Source organism: Paenibacillus nitricinens (assembly GCF_052056485.1).
In the GTDB taxonomy this organism is placed as follows: domain Bacteria; phylum Bacillota; class Bacilli; order Paenibacillales; family Paenibacillaceae; genus Paenibacillus_AQ; species Paenibacillus_AQ nitricinens.
The window spans coordinates 6,565,542-6,583,351 of the sequence record NZ_CP183948.1 but is presented as its reverse complement, the minus strand read 5'-3'; the positions used below and the strand labels follow the sequence as shown (position 1 = coordinate 6,583,351).

The following is a 17,810-nucleotide window of genomic DNA, read 5'->3' as shown; positions in this document are numbered from 1 at the left end:
CGCTTCGCCACAACTCCCCTTGTTTAAATAAAAAAAATTTGAGACAATGAGTAGTGATGGACTGAACTTTAATGTTTTGAAAAGAGGATAACGAATGAATATGGAATCCATTTATGGATTAACTTTTGATCAACTGGCGGCATGGCTGTTGGAACGTGGACATAAAAAATTTCGAGCTACGCAGGTCTGGGATTGGCTTTATCGGAAGCGGATTACAGAATTCACGGAAATGTTCGATGTAAATAAAGAGTGTGTAGAATTATTGGAGCAGCACTATGTGATCCACACGTTGGAAGAACATGTGAAGCAGGAGTCTGCGGATGGGACGATTAAGTTCCTGTTCCGTTTGAAGGATGGCAACCTGATTGAGACGGTACTCATGAGACAGAAATACGGTTTGTCCGTATGTGTCACTACTCAGGTTGGATGTAATATCGGCTGCAGCTTTTGCGCTAGTGGACTGTTAGCGAAGAGTCGCGATCTTAGCAGCGGTGAGATTGTAGAGCAGATTATGAAGGTTCAGCAGCATTTGGATGCAGCAAACCTCGAACAAAAGGTTAGTCACGTTGTAGTCATGGGAATTGGCGAACCGTTCGACAACTTCAAGAACCTGCTCAATTTCTTATCGATTATTAAGGATCACAAGGGATTAGCCATTGCAGGAAGAGGTATTACTGTATCGACGAGTGGGCTTGCTAACAAAATCGTTGAATTTGCCGATGCGAATACCCAGGTGAACTTGGCAGTTTCGCTTCACGCGCCTAATAATGAGCTGCGGACGAAGATTATGAAGATTAACAAGGCCATTCCTATTGAGAAGCTTATGGAGTCCATAGATTATTATTTGGAAAAAACAAATCGCAGAATTACGTTAGAATACATTCTGATGAAGGATGTAAATGACGGCAAGGAGCACGCGCTTGAGCTGACCGAGCTAATCGGCGACCGGCGCCAGCTTGTTAATGTGAACTTGATTCCTTATAATCCAGTCGATGAGCACAGTCAATATCAAAGAAGTGAGCGGGAGACCGTACGAGCCTTTTTTGATACCTTGAAGAAGCAGGGCGTGAGTGTAAGCACTCGTCTGGAGCATGGTGTGGATATTGATGCTGCCTGCGGACAATTGCGAAGCAAACAGATCAAGAAATCGAAAGCTATGGCTTGAGGGACGGGGCGACCCCTTCACGCAGCTTTTTGTGATACAATGACGTGGCAGGTATTAGGAAAAGAGGTTGAATGAGCAATGTTGACATTTACAAGCTACAACGTGGAGAATGTTAAAGATCCTTTTGGTATACTAACCGGTAAACGGTATGAATTCGTGGTTCAACTGGATGTTCCAGAAGATGATGAGCTCTATATAGAGAATGGAGTTTCTGCTAGGGCGATTATTAAAGTGGATGAAGATCAAGTAAGCATCGTGAGTTATGATCTACAAGAGACAACAACAGGTCAGTTGCTTGATTTTGATATGGAAGAGGACGAGGAAGCAGCATTACTCCTTTTCTGTAAAGAGCATTTGCCAGAATAATGATGCAGCATTGACATCCTTGCCCAATGTTCAATTGTGGCAGGGATTTTTATTTACGCATGAATGTGAAATATAGGTTAAACTATTATAAAGCATCCAAAATAGGAGTTGTATACATGTCTAATGAAGAAGTGTTCTTGACCAAAGAAGGATTGGCTCAATTAGAGGAAGAACTGAAGGAATTGAAGGGCCCAGGGCGCAAGGAATTGGCAGCACGGCTCAAATTGGCGATCAGCTATGGAGACTTGAAGGAAAATAGCGAGTACCATTCGGCCAAGGACGACCAATCGTTCATGGAGACTCGTATTATGATTTTGGAGAAAATGCTGACCAAAGCCAAGATCGTAGATGAGAGTCAGATGGATCTGTCAAAGGTTAGTATGGGTTGTATCGTTACCCTGAACGATATCGAATACTCCGAGAAGATTGAATATAGAATTGTAGGGGCCGCTGAAGCAGATGTCCTAAACAACAAGATTTCCTATGAAAGTCCGCTGGGCAAGGAATTGCTGGGTAAAAAAGTCGGGGATATCGTTAGTGTAAACGCACCGATGGGTATCATCAAATATGAATTGCTTGAAATCAAAATGATGTAACACATGATAAAAAAGTCTCAACTCCGTCTCAGGGGTTGGGATTTTTTTAATTATAGGTAATGGCTATTGTGTATATTGATTTCATATCTTAGACGTCTTGCTATGTTGCGCTTATAGTTTAGATTAACTTAGAGCAGAGGAGTACTGTTCATGATCCAGAGCGTGTTAACAACGTTGTATCAAGTCATCGTGCCATTATCCATTCCAGTCATTGTCGGTGCACTGCTTGGACGGTTTAAGAATCTGGATACCAAGCCGTTATTGACGCTCTATTTATACTTTTTAACGCCGGCTATTATTCTTAATACACTGGCTACGGCCGAAATTTCTATGGATGATATTTACAAGACGCTAGCCTTTTCGCTGCTAAATCTGTGCTTTTTATGGGCGATTGCAAATATCATCGGGAAATTATTGAAGCTCGGCCCCTCTGAAATATCGGGATTGACTCTGGTCTCGACATTTACGAATAGTGTGAATTATGGACTTCCCTTGGTGTTGCTGGCTTTCGGACAGCTTGGGCTCGATAAAGCTTCTGTGTATGTGATTGGGCAGATGATTATCGTGAATACTGTGGGCGTTTATTTTGCGGCTAGATCGCAGTTCTCGGTGAAAAATGCTGTAAAGTCCGTGTTCTCTCTTCCTGCCATCTATGCAGCTATGCTAGCACTTTTTCTTAGAATATTTGACCTGCATTTACCTTCTGAGCTTGCTACAGGGGTCTCCATGGTTGCCGGAGGTTATTCACCAGTCGTACTGGCGATTCTGGGAGCACAGATGGTCAAAGTACGAACCATGCCATCTGAACGCAAGGGCCAGTCTGTTTTTTGGACAGGGATGATCATTCGATTAATCTCAGCTCCACTAGTGGCATACCTCGGATTATCTATTCTGCATATGGATGGTATTTTATTCTCTGTACTGCTGATTCTGGCCTCCATGCCAGTTGCCGTCAACGCTGTGGTATTAGCGGAGCGATTTGAAGCCTCTCCAGAGCTGGTATCCAAATGTATTTTATGGACGACGCTTGCTTCGTTTCTTGTGTTGCCGATCCTTATTGTGCTAGTGCAAGGTGCGTAAAGACAAAAAGACCCTATCTTTCAGAAATGAAAGATAGGGTCTTTCTTACTGTTACTTAACCTAGTGGTTGATCTCTTAGAAGTCGAAGTTATCAGGGTCAGGACCTACCCGTTGATCTTGGTTCAGGGCGTTGATTAGATTCATATCCTCTTCTGTTAACAGAAAATCAAACACATCTACGTTTTCGATGATCCGGTGCTCTTTAATAGACTTTGGAATAGTAATAATTCCACGCTGCAGGTCCCAACGGATAATCACTTGAGCTACGGATTTACTGTGTTTAGCTGCTATTTGTTTCAGTACAGGCTGATCCAACAATTGCCCTTGCATTAATGGAGACCAAGCCTCCAATTGAATTCCTTGTTCCTGGCAGAAGCTAAGGAGTGCTTGCTGACTCAAATAAGGGTGGAGCTCTACTTGGTTTACCATCGGCTTAATTTCCGCATTCTTCATCACCTCTTCAAGATGATGGATCTGGAAATTGCTGACCCCAATCGCTTTTACGCGTCCCTCTTTATACAAGGTTTCAAGTGCTCTCCATGTCTCTTTATATTTTCCTTTTACAGGCCAGTGGATAAGATATAGATCAAGGTATTCAAGTCCAAGCTTAGCTAGGCTAGTCTCGTAGGCGGCAATGGTTTCTTCGTAGCCCATATCTGCAGTCCAGACCTTTGAAGTTACGAAGAGCTCTTCTCTGGACAGGTTGTTGTCCTGCAAAGCTTCTTTGATTGCTTGACCTACGCCAGTCTCATTGTCGTAAATCGCTGCTGTGTCGATGCTGCGGTAGCCATGTGCAATAGCAGATTTGACTGCTTGGATCAGCTCGGAGCCTTCTTCAACTTTAAATACGCCGAGCCCTAGCCAAGGCATATTTACCCCGTTGTGTAATGTAGTTGTGTCCTGTAGATGTTGAGCCATAATAAAATTACCTCCTGAGATATTTAAAAGTTTGATTGGTATGTTAATGCAAGGTTGATTAAGCAGCCTCCGACTGGAGAAGAGTCTCATCTTTCTTCTCCAGCGCACGACTCCAAGCGGTTAGGAATACAGCGGATAGAACCATTATAGCACCCACCCAAGTGGTATGAATCAGTCCCATATGATCCGTGACGATACCGCCAAGATAGGCCCCAATGGCAATACCGGCGTTAAAAGCAGCAATATTCAGCGCAGATGCTACATCTCGCGCACTCGGTACATATCGATCTGCAAGTGTAACTACGTGTACTTGTAGCCCAGGTACGTTCATGAAGGCTAACAGACCCATAAAGAAAATCGTAAGTAGTGCAGCCACTTTAAAGGGAGCGGTAAAGGTTAAGACGAACAGTACAACAGCTTGTATAGCAAACATGTAGAACAGGGCATTCATAGGGTTACGGTTGGCTAATTTGCCTCCAATGACGTTGCCGATGGCGATCGCTATACCATAGACAAGAAGAATGATGGCAACGGTACTCTCTTTGAAACCGCTGATTTCATTAAGAAGTGGAGATAAATAAGTAAAGACTACAAAGGTACCTCCATACCCTAAAGCAGTGATTGCGAAGGCGAGTAGTAACCGTCCGTTCGTTACGAGTTTGACTTGTTCACGAAGCGGTGTTCGGGTTCCTTTGCGCAGTCCTGTGGCAGGGACCAAGAACAGGTTGCCAATGAGCGCTATAAGGCCGATGGCAATAATGGCAATGAATGCAGCCCTCCAGCCTAACTGTTGCCCTAGAAAGGTACCCAGTGGCACACCAGTAACAGTAGCTACGGTAAGTCCTGTGAACATGATCGCAATAGCACTGGCTTTACGATTCTCAGGCACGAGGTCGGCGGCAGTGGTCGAAGCAATCGACATGAACAGACCATGCGAAAGGGCAGATATTACTCTAGCTATTAGCAGAATTGTAATACTATCGGCAGCCGCGGCAAGGCTATTGCCGATAATAAATACAATCATAATGATAAGCAATAATGTTTTGCGCGATACCGCGGTGGTCAGCGACGTTAAGATTGGGGCGCCAAAGGTTACCCCTAAAGCGTACAAAGTAACAGTTAATCCAGCTGTGGTCAGCGGTATATTCAGGTCATCAGCGATTAAAGGCAGCAGCCCTACACTGATAAACTCGGTGGTTCCGATCGCAAAGGCGCTAATGGCTAAAGCCAGGAGTGCCAGGGTACTTCTTTTTTGGTTTAACAACATGTCTCTCACTCCTACACTCTGATAATCACCGGCCGGTAAGTGCAATTATGAAGGCGTGAGTCATTTAAGTATAGTACGTACTTTAAAGTGCTATAGGTACTAAAAAGTACCTATAAGAAATCACCTAAGGATATTGTCATCGATTCCTGGAAAATTATCCGCTACAAAAAAGCGTTAGGCCCCCTTCAGCTGAAGGGAATGCTAACGCTTTGATGATTGATCTATTGTGTTCAGTTTGTTATTCGAAGCTGTATTTGATTCCCCATTGTTCCCTAACATTACTCATAATGTCCATGACATCTAAGGAGAGATTGAGGGTTTCCTGGTTGCTGTTTGCCGCGATATAGCGCTGCATATCCTCAATCTCGTATTGCAGCGCTTTGGATGTATCGCCGGCTTCGATCGTTTCTAGGGTGCCATCTAAATATTGAATTGTAGCTGTAGAGGCCCGCGGAAAATTGTCTACGGTAATAAAGCCAAGTTCTCCAGCAACGATGCCCCGTTTAGGCATTTTGGAGCGCATCGTAAGGGAGATGACTGCCATTTCATCCGCATCGTTATTCAGAATGATTCCGGATTGTTCATCGACGCCTGTCTCAAAACGTTTAACTGTCGTTAGAATTTCCTGTGGCTGTTTGGACAGGAAAAACCTTGTGAAGGACAAGGCATACGTCCCAATATCCAGCAGTGCTCCGCCCGCCAGATCTTTGCTAAAGAAACGGTTGTTCACATCATATTCTTTATGGCTGCCAAAGGAGACCTGCACCATTTTGAGGCGTCCGATCTTACCTTCATCCACGATTAGCCGTAGCTTTTTGTACAGTGGCATATGGTAGATGGTCATCGCCTCTGCGACGACTAAGCTTTTTTGTTTAGCAAGCTCGGCGATTTCCTGTAGTTGTTTGCTATTTACGGTGATCGCCTTTTCACAGAGGACATGTTTGTTATTCTGCAAGCTTTCTATGATGTATTCGTAGTGGTTACTATGTGGTGTTGAGATGTAGACGACATCAATTTCAGGATCTTGCAGCATTTCGCTGTAATTGCCATAAGCCTTCTTCGCTCCATATTGGCTTGCGAACGCTTGGGCTTTCTTTAAGGTCCGTGATCCTACCGCATATAAAGTTCCGTCGATGTCATTTAGAGCAGCCGCAAATTCAGTAGCGATACTTCCCGGGCCGATGATGGCCCATTTCAGATTGTTCATGGATAGCACCTCTCCTGTTTTGATTGTTTGATTAAAAAATTGATATATAGCACATTTGTGCAATATAATGAAAAATGTGCAAAAATAATCGTCTACAGTATAACGAGGGGTTCTGAATCCGTCAAATCCTTGTAGAAAGCGGGGAGTACTATCATGGATCGAAAAGAGGAAAAGAAGCTGCTCATTAAGATTGCACAAATGTATTATGAGCAGAATTTAACGCAAAGTGAAATTTCGAATAAACTTGGCATATATCGCACTACCATTAGTAGGATGCTGAAGAGAGTCCGTGAAGAAGGTATCGTTACGATCACCATCAATTATGATATCGGCGATCATTGTACACTGGAGCAGGAACTGAAAGAACGATTCGGGCTGAAGGAAGCCATTGTTGTAGAGGTAGATCCAGCCCAATCCGGGGTGATCAAACGCAAAGCTATTGGACGGGCTTGTGCAAAATGGCTGGAGAAAGTGGTTCAGCCGAAAGATATGATAGGCTTCTCTTGGGGAAGCAGCTTAGCTGCGGTTGTAGAGAATCTGACCCTCGCACAGAGATCTTTTGTAACCTGTGTACCTACGGTGGGCGGTCCATCTGGAAAGATGGAGAGCGGATACCATGTAAATAATATCTGCTATCAAGCGGCTTTAAAGTGGGGTGCACGCTCATTAATGATTGACGTCCCAGCTATCACGGAGCAAAAGGAGACCCGGGATCAGTTGATGCGTTCGCAGTATTACCAGACCATTGCCAAGGCATGGGATCAGCTGGACATCGCTGTATTCGGCATTGGATCACCGGAAATTAAAGGTGAAGAGGCTTGGCGTGGATTTTATGGCGATGCTGTGATTGATGAGCTGGAGAGCGGGAGAGTAGCAGGTGATATTTGCTCACGTTTCTATGATGGCAATGGATTGCCTGTGCGTACAGCAATATCGGATCGAACGCTGACCATAGAGCTGGAGCAGATTAAGCGGGCGAGGTACGCTATTGGTGTAGCGGAATCGTTGGAGAAGGTCTCGGGGATCTTGGGCGCGCTGAATGGCGGGTATATGAATGTACTCGTAACAACCGAAGAGACGGCGCAGAAGATCTTGGAGTAACCACTACTAAATGTAAACCATTGAATTTCGTGAAAATAACCTGAAAATGGTATGCGGAATACTGAAAATTTTGCTTGTAAGCACCCGACAGAGCGTGTAAGATATACAAGGTATTCATATCGAACATTAAAAACAAACTCATATAATCTTGGGAATATGGCCCATAAGTTTCTACCGGATAACCATCGTAATTATCCGACTATGAGTGAAATAGCGCATCTAGGGTTCCGCTTTCTTCTTTGGAGGAAAGGTCTGGACCGAGCGATGCGGACACTATGCAGTGTTACACCACTAAGGGACAAAAGCCCAGAAGGACAGATTCACTTGAGAGAAACGACTCAAGGGATTTGTCCTTTTTTTGTTTTTTTAATGAAGAAGGAGAGATCAGTTCACGATGAAAGTACTTCAAGAGCGCATTAGACAAGAGGGTCTTATTTTATCAGATACGGTACTAAAGGTAGATTCATTTCTGAATCATCAGGTCGATACGGAGCTTGCGCTGCAAATCGGTCAAGAGTTCAAAAAATTGTTCGGTCATCAACCGATCACAAAAGTAATTACTATTGAAGCTAGTGGAATTCAGTTCGCCATGGCTACTGCGATTGCATTAGGTGTACCGTTTATTTATGCGAAGAAAAAGAAAGCAGTCACCCTCGCGGAGGCGGTCTATTCAGCGCCTGTACATTCCTTTACACGCCAAGAGGACTATCTGGTCAGCGTCTCTCAGAAATATCTTGGACCGGATGACAAAGTGCTTATTGTGGATGATTTCCTCGCTACTGGTGCTGCACTTGTAGGACTGGTTGATATCGTGAAAGAGGCTGGAGCAGAGCTCCTTGGTGTCGGTTGTGTGATTGAAAAGAGCTTCCAAGAAGGCCGGAGCCTTCTGGAGAACAGAGGCATAGAAGTCCATGCCTTGGCCCGTATTGCATCTATGTCACCAGGTGAAATTCACTTCATTGATAATGAAAGCTCATTAGAGAAAATCAAGGAGAGTGCGGGATGTTAAGCAAGCAAAAGGTATTTACGTTAGGCCTTCAGCATGTACTAGCCATGTATGCCGGAGCAGTTATCGTACCGCTGATTGTTGGGGGCGCCTTGAAGCTGAATGGGACTCAGATGGCCTACCTTATCGCAGCCGATTTGTTCACTTGCGGATTGGCTACCCTACTGCAAATTATGGGCACCAAGTATTTTGGTAGCAGGCTTCCGGTTATTCTTGGATGTACCTTTACAGCGGTTGGTCCGATTATCGCGATTGCCTCGACACATAATCTGGCGACTGCGTACGGTGCGATCATTATTTCCGGTCTGTTCGTTGTACTTGCGGCTCCGCTTTATGGGAAGCTGCTGAAGTTCTTCCCAACCATTGTAACAGGTTCTGTCGTGACTATTATCGGCCTATCTCTTATTCCAGTAGCCATGAATAACGTTGCTGGCGGAGAAGGCAGCGCTGATTTTGGACAACCGCGCAATTTGCTGCTTGCCCTAATTACACTGCTTGTCATTCTAGCAGTTAACCGTTTCGCAACAGGATTTCTACGCTCCATATCTGTTCTAGTAGGTTTAGTGGTGGGTACTGCGATTGCTTATGGAATGGGCATCGTTAACTTTTCTACAGTAGGTGAAGCTTCTTGGGTGAGCATCGCACAGCCGTTCTACTTCGGATGGCCTGAGTTCAGTCTTACTGCAATCTTCACCATGATCATCGTTAATATTGTTAGTATGGTGGAGTCTACTGGGGTTTATTTTGCCGTAGGTAAAGTAATTGATCAGAAGGTTGAACAGAAGCAGATCGTGAACGGCCTACGTTCCGAAGGTGTAGCTATCATGCTGGGTGGAATCTTCAATGCCTTCCCATACACTGCTTTTTCTCAAAATGTAGGCTTGATTTCGCTGTCTCGCATTAAGACTCGTAATGTTATTTTTGCCGCTGGCGGGATCATGATTGTACTAGGACTATTGCCTAAGCTGGCTGCCTTGACGACGATTGTACCGAATGCCGTACTTGGTGGAGCTATGATTGTCATGTTCGGTTCGGTGGCCGTTTCCGGAATATCCATTCTATCTGATGTGGATTTGCGTAAGGACGGTAATCTACTGATTGCGGCTTGCAGTATTGCTGTTGGCTTAGGCTCAGCGACACTTCCAGCTATGTTCGCAGAGCTGCCTGAATTTGCTCGGATGCTGCTGCAGAACGGTATCGTATCCGGTTCGCTTACGGCGATTCTACTAAACATTGTGCTCTCCAAGACAAAGGATGAGGTGCAGGTAGAGGATAATACTGTACCCGTACTCGCTAAGGAGTCTCAAGTCTCCTAAACTTTATTGGATTGATGAAAAGGCTCAGACTAGGTGAAGTACAAACCTAGACTACCTGCAAAAACGAAAAAAAAGATCTGACCCGGCTTCATGCACGGGTCAGATCTTTTTTTAAATATAATAATATATTATTCCACGCTTAAAAAAATCCTTAAATTTTCTCCGGAAACGATTAACGGTTACTATGTTTGATTAATATCCCTATATTACGCGCGGTGCGCTCCATGTTGAAGGAAGCATCGGTGAGCGCTTTATCAAGCGTACAAACCCCTGGAACGATGGAGAAGAACATATCAATACCATGCTCGTACACAGCTTCTACGCCAGTACCTAGAGAACCCGCTAAGGCAATAACAGGTACACCAGCGGCTTGTGCTACCTTGGCAACACCAATCGGTGTTTTGCCATAGACGGTTTGGCTATCCATCCCCCCTTCGCCTGTGATGACATAATCCGCATCTTTCACTTTATCCGCAAGATTCATGGCATCGACGACGATGTTTACGCCTCGCTTCAACTGGGCTCCTAGGAAGGCCATCACGCCAGCACCTAGTCCACCTGCTGCACCGGCACCTGCTGTATCGTTCACTTCTTTACCGAGATCGCGTGCAATGATGTTTGCGAAATGTGCAAGATTTGCATCCAATTGCTTCACCATCTCAGGTGTTGCCCCCTTTTGCGGGCCGAAGATGGCGGATGCTCCACGCTCCCCAGTTAACGGATTGTCCACATCACATGCAGCTACTACCTGGAGACCTTGAAGCCTCGGATCTATATGAGCACTATCAATACGAGTAACTTCACTCAGCGACCCTCCACCATATCCAATCTCCGTTCCATCTTCTCGCAAGAAGCGGAATCCAAGTGCTTGTGCCATGCCTACACCACCATCATTCGTCGCACTGCCACCGAGACCCATAATAATGGAACGTACGCCTGCATTCAGCGCATGAACGATGAGCTCCCCGGTACCCTTTGTTGTGGTGATCAACGGATTACGATCTTCCTTCGCTACAAGTTCAAGTCCAGAAGCAGCTGCCATTTCGATAATCGCGGTTTTTCCATCTCCCATAATGCCATAAAATGCATTCACAGGGTGACCAAGCGGCCCTGTTACGTTACATTGTACAATTCGTCCGCCTGTCGCATCGACGAGCGATTGAACCGTACCTTCGCCGCCATCCGCCATCGGAACCTTAATATATTCTGCATCGGGAAAAGAGGAGCGGAGTCCTCGTTCTATGGCCTCACAGGCTTCCATTGCGGTCATACTTTCTTTAAATGAATCTGGCGCCAATACAAACTTCATGCTCTCCACTTCCTTTTGTGTTGTTCATGCTCCAATACTTGTTATACGAACCATTGGAATACACCGAATACTAATGTCGATACGATGGCTAGTGTTAGACCAACTGCAGTTTCATAGGGAATCAATTTGAGACGTTCTTTCATCTGCATGTTCACACTACCACCTGTTGCATGGAAGAAGCTACCGTGAGGCATATGGTCGAATACAGTCGCACCCGCGTGAATCATTGCCCCCGCTCCTAGTGAAGCTACGCCAAGTCCCATGATGGTGGAGCCGAACACAGAGCTCGCTACGGCTGTACCTGCTGTTGTCGATGCTGTTGCAAGAGACATTAATGCACCACTGATTGGAGCAAGCAAGTATGCCGGTAGGCCAGATGCCGTAAGACCATCGATAATAACATCCTTCAATTGCGAATTCGCAATGATACCAGCTAGTGTACCTGTCCCGATTAACATGATGGCTACACCAGTCATTTTACCAAGACCAAATATAGCAAACTCATTTAACTTCTTAAATCTTCCCATTGCAATGGCGCCTATGATACCTCCAACTGGAAGTGCGATTACTGGATCGATGACGATGCCTGCAATTGGACGAAGGGATAACAAGATAATGGCTACAAGTGGAGCTAGAAAGGCTGTAAAGAAGCTTGGAAGCTGCTCATTCGGATTATTCGTCACCTCAGAGGCTTCGACCTTACTACCTTTATTGTTTAAACGCTTTGCGATGAAGTACGTTACGATAATTCCGAACACGGCTGGAATTATACCTGCTACCATCAACGAGGTTAATGGAATGTGAAGTGCATCTGATGCTGCAATTGCATTCGGGTTTGGTGACATGATGTTACCGGCCTTCCCGCCACCAATCATAGCGATCAGGATTGCCAATTTCGAAAGATTTGCACGTTGTGCAATAGCTAATGCAATGGGCGCTACAGTAATAACTGCTACATCCACGAATACACCGACCGCTGTAAGAACCATTGTTGCTAAGGCTAATGCGAGTAATGCTCGTGTCTCGCCGGCCTTCTGAACCAGCGTTTCTGCAATCTTTTTCGCCGCGCCTGATTCAATCAATACACCTGCTAACACACCTGCTGCCAAGATACGAAGCACGGCAGGAATCATCCCTTTGGCACCATCCATCATCAGCGTAATGGTATCCACCATACTCACACCGCCGATTAAACCACCTACTAGCGCACCAATCATCATGCCGTAGGCTGGCGGTACTTTTTTCAATATTAGAACGATTGCTACAACCAATGCAGCTAAAGCACCTAAAACGCTTACACTCACTGTCATGAGTAATTCCTCCCAGTTTTACACAGAATGTATAGGTAGATATGTGGTTTGAGCTCATACCTATACTTTAGCGATATTTTGTAAGCGTTTCATTAGGCGGACAAATAAACATTTCGCAATGGTTAATGTCTTTTTTTGTGCAAATGAACATATTGCCTCCTATTCATCACGGGACATACCAGAATGATCCAACAAATATAACCAACGCGCACTCATGAGTAGGAATAGCTCCTGATAATTTCTTGGATCTTTCCCTGTGAGCTCGGTTATACGCTGGAGTCGGTAACGTAAGGTATTCCGATGAATACGCAGTCGTTCAGCTATATGCTGTTGCTCTCCATTTTCGAGGTAAAATAGAACTAATGTCTGCTGAAGCTCGCCACTACGATCCTCCTCCATAAAATGCGCCCATAGCTGCAGCAGCTCCTCCGACATCCAATTCTGCACACTTGGAACGGCCATCGTCTCCAGTTGCAGATCCGTTGCATAATAAACCGGCTCATCCGGATATATTGCATAGCCTGCACGCATCGTATCTTCTGCGGATTGAATGGACTTCATCATCCCTTGAATCCCTGTAAAAGGTTTGCCTACAGCGATACGTAGTGGAGAAATCTCCTTTACATCTAACCAACGTCTTATCTGGTGAATGCCTTCACATATATCTGTATGTGGCTTCCGCTCGTGGAGATGGTCCTTGATCAGAATAACTTGTCTGGCATTACGAATGGTAATCAATTGAACAGCCGGGCGTCCTTCCAATACGTCAGCTACCCGCTTCATTGTCACCATGAGCTCCTCTTCATTACGATCAATGAATTCAATGATGCATGCGATATGTGGTTTATCCACTTGAAAATCAATCTGCTGTGCTTGATGTCGCAAGTTCTGCACGTTCGCCTCAGCGCCATTCATCACCGCGAGCAGGAAATTCTCCTTCATTCGTTTGTCCCATTGTGCCTGCTCTAACAGCTTCATATGCTCAAGATACATTTCTGCCGTCATCTTCACCAATTCACCATACTTCGTCACTTCTTTGGGGTCCCCTGTAATCCCGATAACACCAACAATCTCATTCTCAAACTCAATAACCAGGTTCGTTCCAGGCAATACCCCCTGCAATCTAGCAGCGCTCTCCTGATCAATCTCGAATCTGCCACGACGCTCGATCGCGAGTAATGCTCCCTCATGTGATTGCCCTAATCGCTTACCATCTCCAGATCCAATAATTCGTCCTCGCTTGTCCATAACATTGACGTTGTACCCAATCACATGCATCGTACGTCGAACAATTTCCATCGCAATTTCTTTGGTCAAGCCCCTCATGGCTACTACCCCCTATTTAGAAAGTCTCTATGCGAGTCCTTGTTAATTTCATGTGCGATATAATATACCTTTAAGATCTTATCATTAGCACAAGATGAGCTTGATTGAAACACTACTAGTATATATTGCGGAGAATGGAGATCATAATCGAACTGGTATGTGGAATGATGTGGCGGAAATAAACCCCTATTCTAATTGCCAACCTCTTTTTATAGGCATAAAATTAGTTGAGCAGGTATAGATAAATTAGGACAGGGATGGAGTAGGAATGAATGAGAAAGTAGTAATGAATGATAAAATTGTCATGCCATTATGGACGATGTGCCTCTTTATTGTAGTGATGAACACAACGATGTTTAATGTATCGCTTCCATCTATTATTCAGGATCTCAAAATTTCTGCTGACCTAGGCTCATGGGTCATTTCCAGCTATTCGATTGGATATGCGTTGTCGACGGTGATTTATAGCCGGTTATCCGACTTGGTGCCGGTTCGCAAGCTCTTGACCATTGGTTTAATTACGCTTGGGACGGCGTCAGTGTTTGGATTGTTCGCACATGACTTTAATATGCTATTAATTACGAGAATCGTGCAATCTGCAGGCGCCGGATCTATGGCAGGATTGGGGCTTGTACTGGCCAGCCGCTATGTTCCGATTGAAAGACGCGGCGCTGCTATTGCGATGATCTCGGCGGGTAGTGCAATGGCCTTTGGTTTAGGTCCTATTGTCGGAGGCGTGATCAGCCAGTACTTTGGCTGGAATGGATTGTTCGGAATTACTTGCCTAGTGCTTATCGTGCTGCCGGTGCTGCTGCGGTTATTGCCTAAGGAAAAGCCACAGCCTGCAAGCTTTGACATCCTGGGAGCTGCGCTGACCGTTGTAAATGCGGCAAGTTTACTGGTAGCTGTAACTACCCAGTCGCTTGTATGGCTAGCGGTGGGTGTAGCGTCTATTATCGTGCATGCCGTACATCTGAAGAAGGCCAAGGAATCATTCATTAATCCGCAGCTGCTTGCCATGCCAGGTTACTTGAAACTGGTTGCCGTAGGCTTTTGTATTCTGGTGCTGAACCTGGGGAACTTGTTCCTGATGCCGCTTGCGCTCGCTAATCTGTTCGGTAAATCAGCGCTGATGATTGGTTTGTATATCGCACCGGGAGCGCTATTATCTGCATTTCTGACCCGGTATCTGGGACGTTTTATTGATCGTTACGGTAATATCCGCTTCTTATTGATTGGACATTGTATACTTGCAGTCGTTATGGCTGTGTTTGCTATGAATCTTTCTGTATCACCTAAAGTACTACTGCTAGGTTATCTATGCTTCTCTCCCGCCTTCTCAGCTACGATGGCATCCTTAAATAATGAAGCTTCTATCGTTCTTCCAAGGACTTGGATTGGTTCTGGCATGGGGCTTTTACAACTGGTTCAATTCTTCGGAGGCTCTGTATCTGTTGCAGTCTGCGGGCTTTTACTGCATGCTCAGCGTGATATCTCCCCTGCAAAAGCATATCAGCATGTATACGGCGTGTTGCTCCTCGTTAGCTTGTGCTCGTTAGGAATTCTTCTTTTATATAGACGTTCTAACGCCAAGAGTAAGGTTGGGCAGTCTACGCACGCCTAGAACTGAAACGAAAAGGTAATAAAGACGTATCAGATGCTATAGCAGAACTAAGGAAGGAATGGTAATAATGGACAATGGGATGAATGTAATCTTATTTGAAAAAATGCCGGAAGGCGGGCTGCGAGTCATTGAGGAACGCACGTGGAGCATGAATATGATCGCAGCACTAGAGCATGTCAATTATATTGTGGTTGGCAGTGTTGAATATGAAACGGTTGAAGGACGGCTGAATGTAGATGAAGGTAAGCTGGAGCTTTTACTTGTTCCGATGCACAACGAATGATTGAGATAAGGGAAGGAGAACCTTACGATGTCTAAAGATGAAAAGGATAAGGAATTAGCGGTATCCAAATTATTCACCTCTGAGGGTAAGCCCATTCGAGTATTATCTACTTCGCTAGGCATAGCTTTGTTAGCGAACGCTATGTTTATTCCTGGCGGCGCAGGGGCTAGCGCAAATACTTCTGGAGATGAACCACAGCTAGTGTCCTGGTCTACCGAAGAGGTTAAAGCCTATTTTGACAAAAATGTGGATTGGAATATTCCATATCCGGAAGGTGCACAAGAGGTAGAACAGGAAGGCCAAGGTGTTGTAACCAATAATGGAACGACGGTAGTGAATAACTATGGTGGATATCATTCAGGTTTTGGATGGGATGACTTGCTGCTGTATCACATGCTGTTTAACAGTGGTGGCAATTACTCTTCCAGAGGATGGTCTAAGGACCGCCCAACTTATTATGGAGGCACGAGAACAACTTATAAGCCACCTACCTATAGCAGTGAGAAGTTCCAGAATAAGAAGGTTCCGGGTTCTGTTGTAAAGCCCAAAACATCGACTTCCTCCACAGGCTCCATTACGAGAAGAGGTTCTTCTTCAAAAAATGGAATCGGTGGCACTTCCAGCGGATTAAACTCATCGAAGAACTCTAAATCCAGCTCAGGATCGAAGTCCTCTTCGAGATCAGGCTCAAGTAAGAGTGGTTTTGGCGGATGAGTGAGCAGCAGAGTGTATTTGAAATTCTAGATCAGTCTGAGCTTGAAAGAGGTCCTCGGGTCAAAGCGTTGTATGAGCTTGGGTTCACTTGGGCGGATCTTGAGGATGAAGAGTACTGGTTGGATGCGATTGCTCTAATGCACAGGGACACTTATAAGGAGCTTGAAGAAGCCTCATCAAAACTTTGGGCTATCCTCGATAAAGCGGTTCGCTATGTTCATCTAAAGCGCGATTTGTATGAACTGCTTGGGATTCCCCCTGTACTTTGGGAGATGCTTGACGATTGTCCGATGCCAGAAGAAGGATTCATTAGTCGGTATGCCAGATTCGACTTTGCCATAGCCCATGATGGGACGATTAAGCTGCTCGAACTGAATGCGGATACCCCAACAGGTTATGTGGAAGCCTCGATAGCTACACCATGGATCTGTGAGCAAGCTGGAATGCAGAGTCCTAATCAAGGGATGAAGGAACAGGTTGCGGCAGCCTGGCAGGTAGAACGTCCGGATACCGCAGCTTGTGTCGCTTATGGGTGTCATCTTGAAGATTCAGGTACGATCGAAGCATTAGTGAAGCACAGTGGTCTCGATATCCAGTGTGTGGATTGCCTTGATTTATGGGTCGATAATGGAATTCTCAAGGATGGGGAAGACCGCGTGATTGAGCGGATGTTCGCCTTATATCCTAAAGAGTGGATGGCTGTTGATGAAGGCGGGGATGCCCTCGCCTATGCGGTAGAGCAAGGAAATCTTCAGCTCTTTAATGGTCCTCATAGTATATTGCTCCAATCCAAGGGGCTGGTTGCAGCGGTGTGGGGAATGTATGAGCTGGGCCTGTTATTCGACAAGGAAGAGCGGGAGACGATCTCGCGCTATATTTTACCTACTTATAATAAGCCTGTATTCTCAGGGAACTTTGTGTCCAAATCTGTTTTTGGTCGTGAAGGGGGTTCGGTGCGCATGTTTGATGATAGCGGTGCGCTAGAGCTTGAAGATGAAGACGGTTATGACAGTAGTCAGCTCTTCCCCACTGTGTATCAAAAAAGAGCCGATTTAGCACGGATAACGACTTCAAAGGGTGAATTTCATCTGCTGACAGGCATGTTCGTGATTAACGGGGAGCCTTGTGGTATGCTCGGCCGAGCGGGCGGATTGATTACAGGCAATGCCAGTCATTTTATTGCGTTGGGAGTGAGATAATTGGATAAGAGCAAGAAAGCCCG

The 17,810-nt window shown here is 45.3% G+C and carries 17 protein-coding genes and 1 riboswitch; of the genes, 11 read left to right on the top strand and 6 right to left on the bottom strand.

Annotation, left to right across the window (positions count from 1 at the left end):
• The first annotated feature begins 94 nt into the window (after positions 1–94).
• From rlmN to ACN6KS_RS29275, 4 genes are all read left to right on the top strand, one after another.
• A complete protein-coding gene (gene rlmN, locus ACN6KS_RS29290) occupies positions 95–1,165 on the top strand; it encodes a 23S rRNA (adenine(2503)-C(2))-methyltransferase RlmN (protein ID WP_440961015.1) in 1,071 nt (356 codons plus the stop codon).
• A 78-nt stretch (positions 1,166–1,243) separates the two neighbouring features.
• Positions 1,244–1,531 (top strand): DUF6509 family protein, encoded by a 288-nt coding sequence (locus tag ACN6KS_RS29285; protein WP_094868392.1) that lies wholly within the window; start codon positions 1,244–1,246, stop codon positions 1,529–1,531.
• A gap of 116 nt (positions 1,532–1,647) precedes the next feature.
• Positions 1,648–2,127 (top strand): transcription elongation factor GreA, encoded by a 480-nt coding sequence (greA, locus tag ACN6KS_RS29280; RefSeq protein ID WP_042131553.1) that lies wholly within the window; start codon positions 1,648–1,650, stop codon positions 2,125–2,127.
• 150 nt (positions 2,128–2,277) lie between these two features.
• The gene (locus tag ACN6KS_RS29275; RefSeq protein WP_440961014.1) at positions 2,278–3,207 is read left to right on the top strand and encodes an AEC family transporter; all 930 of its coding nucleotides are present in this window, start codon (positions 2,278–2,280) and stop codon (positions 3,205–3,207) included.
• Positions 3,208–3,282: 75 nt separating this feature from the next.
• On the opposite strand, the gene ACN6KS_RS29270 is transcribed toward ACN6KS_RS29275, so the two are convergent.
• From ACN6KS_RS29270 to ACN6KS_RS29260, 3 genes are all read right to left on the bottom strand, one after another.
• Complete coding sequence (locus ACN6KS_RS29270; protein ID WP_440961013.1) at positions 3,283–4,125, bottom strand: aldo/keto reductase; 843 nt, start codon at positions 4,123–4,125, stop codon at positions 3,283–3,285.
• A gap of 58 nt (positions 4,126–4,183) precedes the next feature.
• Positions 4,184–5,392 (bottom strand): MFS transporter, encoded by a 1,209-nt coding sequence (locus ACN6KS_RS29265; RefSeq protein ID WP_094868389.1) that lies wholly within the window; start codon positions 5,390–5,392, stop codon positions 4,184–4,186.
• 238 nt (positions 5,393–5,630) lie between these two features.
• Positions 5,631–6,599, bottom strand: coding sequence for a Gfo/Idh/MocA family protein (locus ACN6KS_RS29260; protein ID WP_440961012.1), 969 nt, complete (start codon positions 6,597–6,599; stop codon positions 5,631–5,633).
• Between the two features lie 153 nt (positions 6,600–6,752).
• Here ACN6KS_RS29260 and ACN6KS_RS29255 point away from each other — a divergent pair, with 153 nt between their 5' ends.
• The 3 genes from ACN6KS_RS29255 (at position 6,753) to ACN6KS_RS29245 (ending at position 10,022) form a co-directional block, all read left to right on the top strand.
• Complete coding sequence (locus tag ACN6KS_RS29255; RefSeq protein WP_440961011.1) at positions 6,753–7,700, top strand: sugar-binding transcriptional regulator; 948 nt, start codon at positions 6,753–6,755, stop codon at positions 7,698–7,700.
• Between the two features lie 118 nt (positions 7,701–7,818).
• Positions 7,819–7,922, top strand: a riboswitch (purine riboswitch).
• Positions 7,923–8,094: 172 nt separating this feature from the next.
• Entirely contained in the window at positions 8,095–8,709 is a 615-nt protein-coding gene (locus ACN6KS_RS29250) for a xanthine phosphoribosyltransferase (RefSeq protein ID WP_094868386.1), read from the top strand.
• Entirely contained in the window at positions 8,703–10,022 is a 1,320-nt protein-coding gene (locus ACN6KS_RS29245; protein ID WP_094868385.1) for a nucleobase:cation symporter-2 family protein, read from the top strand. Before ACN6KS_RS29250 ends, ACN6KS_RS29245 begins: the two co-directional genes overlap by 7 nt.
• 172 nt (positions 10,023–10,194) lie before the next feature.
• Here the strand turns inward: ACN6KS_RS29245 and ACN6KS_RS29240 are convergent, their stop codons facing one another.
• From ACN6KS_RS29240 to ACN6KS_RS29230, 3 genes are all read right to left on the bottom strand, one after another.
• Entirely contained in the window at positions 10,195–11,331 is a 1,137-nt protein-coding gene (locus ACN6KS_RS29240; RefSeq protein ID WP_094875392.1) for a glycerate kinase, read from the bottom strand.
• 41 nt (positions 11,332–11,372) lie between these two features.
• Positions 11,373–12,641 (bottom strand): GntP family permease, encoded by a 1,269-nt coding sequence (locus ACN6KS_RS29235; protein WP_094868383.1) that lies wholly within the window; start codon positions 12,639–12,641, stop codon positions 11,373–11,375.
• A gap of 159 nt (positions 12,642–12,800) precedes the next feature.
• On the bottom strand, positions 12,801–13,967 hold the full coding sequence (locus tag ACN6KS_RS29230) for a sugar diacid recognition domain-containing protein (RefSeq protein ID WP_094868382.1): 1,167 nt from the start codon (positions 13,965–13,967) through the stop codon (positions 12,801–12,803).
• A gap of 268 nt (positions 13,968–14,235) precedes the next feature.
• On the opposite strand from ACN6KS_RS29230, the gene ACN6KS_RS29225 reads away from it, so the two are divergent.
• The 4 genes from ACN6KS_RS29225 to ACN6KS_RS29210 all read left to right on the top strand — a co-directional run bounded on the left by ACN6KS_RS29225 (position 14,236) and on the right by ACN6KS_RS29210 (position 17,787).
• Positions 14,236–15,591 (top strand): MFS transporter, encoded by a 1,356-nt coding sequence (locus tag ACN6KS_RS29225; protein WP_440961010.1) that lies wholly within the window; start codon positions 14,236–14,238, stop codon positions 15,589–15,591.
• A 67-nt stretch (positions 15,592–15,658) separates the two neighbouring features.
• Entirely contained in the window at positions 15,659–15,874 is a 216-nt protein-coding gene (locus ACN6KS_RS29220) for a hypothetical protein (protein WP_042192779.1), read from the top strand.
• A gap of 27 nt (positions 15,875–15,901) precedes the next feature.
• Positions 15,902–16,588 (top strand): hypothetical protein, encoded by a 687-nt coding sequence (locus ACN6KS_RS29215; protein ID WP_094868381.1) that lies wholly within the window; start codon positions 15,902–15,904, stop codon positions 16,586–16,588.
• The gene (locus ACN6KS_RS29210; RefSeq protein WP_440961009.1) at positions 16,585–17,787 is read left to right on the top strand and encodes a glutathionylspermidine synthase family protein; all 1,203 of its coding nucleotides are present in this window, start codon (positions 16,585–16,587) and stop codon (positions 17,785–17,787) included. The genes ACN6KS_RS29215 and ACN6KS_RS29210 overlap by 4 nt, the downstream gene beginning before the upstream one ends.
• Positions 17,788–17,810 lie beyond the last annotated feature (23 nt).

What these genes read in the sequence shown, in the direction of transcription:
- rlmN (WP_440961015.1), top strand. Translation starts at nt 95, where the DNA reads ATGAATATGGAATCCATTTATGGATTAACTTTTGATCAACTGGCGGCA.
- ACN6KS_RS29285 (WP_094868392.1), top strand. Translation starts at nt 1,244, where the DNA reads ATGTTGACATTTACAAGCTACAACGTGGAGAATGTTAAAGATCCTTTT.
- greA (WP_042131553.1), top strand. Translation starts at nt 1,648, where the DNA reads ATGTCTAATGAAGAAGTGTTCTTGACCAAAGAAGGATTGGCTCAATTA.
- ACN6KS_RS29275 (WP_440961014.1), top strand. Translation starts at nt 2,278, where the DNA reads ATGATCCAGAGCGTGTTAACAACGTTGTATCAAGTCATCGTGCCATTA.
- ACN6KS_RS29270 (WP_440961013.1), bottom strand. Translation starts at nt 4,125, where the DNA reads ATGGCTCAACATCTACAGGACACAACTACATTACACAACGGGGTAAAT.
- ACN6KS_RS29265 (WP_094868389.1), bottom strand. Translation starts at nt 5,392, where the DNA reads ATGTTGTTAAACCAAAAAAGAAGTACCCTGGCACTCCTGGCTTTAGCC.
- ACN6KS_RS29260 (WP_440961012.1), bottom strand. Translation starts at nt 6,599, where the DNA reads ATGAACAATCTGAAATGGGCCATCATCGGCCCGGGAAGTATCGCTACT.
- ACN6KS_RS29255 (WP_440961011.1), top strand. Translation starts at nt 6,753, where the DNA reads ATGGATCGAAAAGAGGAAAAGAAGCTGCTCATTAAGATTGCACAAATG.
- ACN6KS_RS29250 (WP_094868386.1), top strand. Translation starts at nt 8,095, where the DNA reads ATGAAAGTACTTCAAGAGCGCATTAGACAAGAGGGTCTTATTTTATCA.
- ACN6KS_RS29245 (WP_094868385.1), top strand. Translation starts at nt 8,703, where the DNA reads ATGTTAAGCAAGCAAAAGGTATTTACGTTAGGCCTTCAGCATGTACTA.
- ACN6KS_RS29240 (WP_094875392.1), bottom strand. Translation starts at nt 11,331, where the DNA reads ATGAAGTTTGTATTGGCGCCAGATTCATTTAAAGAAAGTATGACCGCA.
- ACN6KS_RS29235 (WP_094868383.1), bottom strand. Translation starts at nt 12,641, where the DNA reads ATGACAGTGAGTGTAAGCGTTTTAGGTGCTTTAGCTGCATTGGTTGTA.
- ACN6KS_RS29230 (WP_094868382.1), bottom strand. Translation starts at nt 13,967, where the DNA reads ATGAGGGGCTTGACCAAAGAAATTGCGATGGAAATTGTTCGACGTACG.
- ACN6KS_RS29225 (WP_440961010.1), top strand. Translation starts at nt 14,236, where the DNA reads ATGAATGAGAAAGTAGTAATGAATGATAAAATTGTCATGCCATTATGG.
- ACN6KS_RS29220 (WP_042192779.1), top strand. Translation starts at nt 15,659, where the DNA reads ATGGACAATGGGATGAATGTAATCTTATTTGAAAAAATGCCGGAAGGC.
- ACN6KS_RS29215 (WP_094868381.1), top strand. Translation starts at nt 15,902, where the DNA reads ATGTCTAAAGATGAAAAGGATAAGGAATTAGCGGTATCCAAATTATTC.
- ACN6KS_RS29210 (WP_440961009.1), top strand. Translation starts at nt 16,585, where the DNA reads ATGAGTGAGCAGCAGAGTGTATTTGAAATTCTAGATCAGTCTGAGCTT.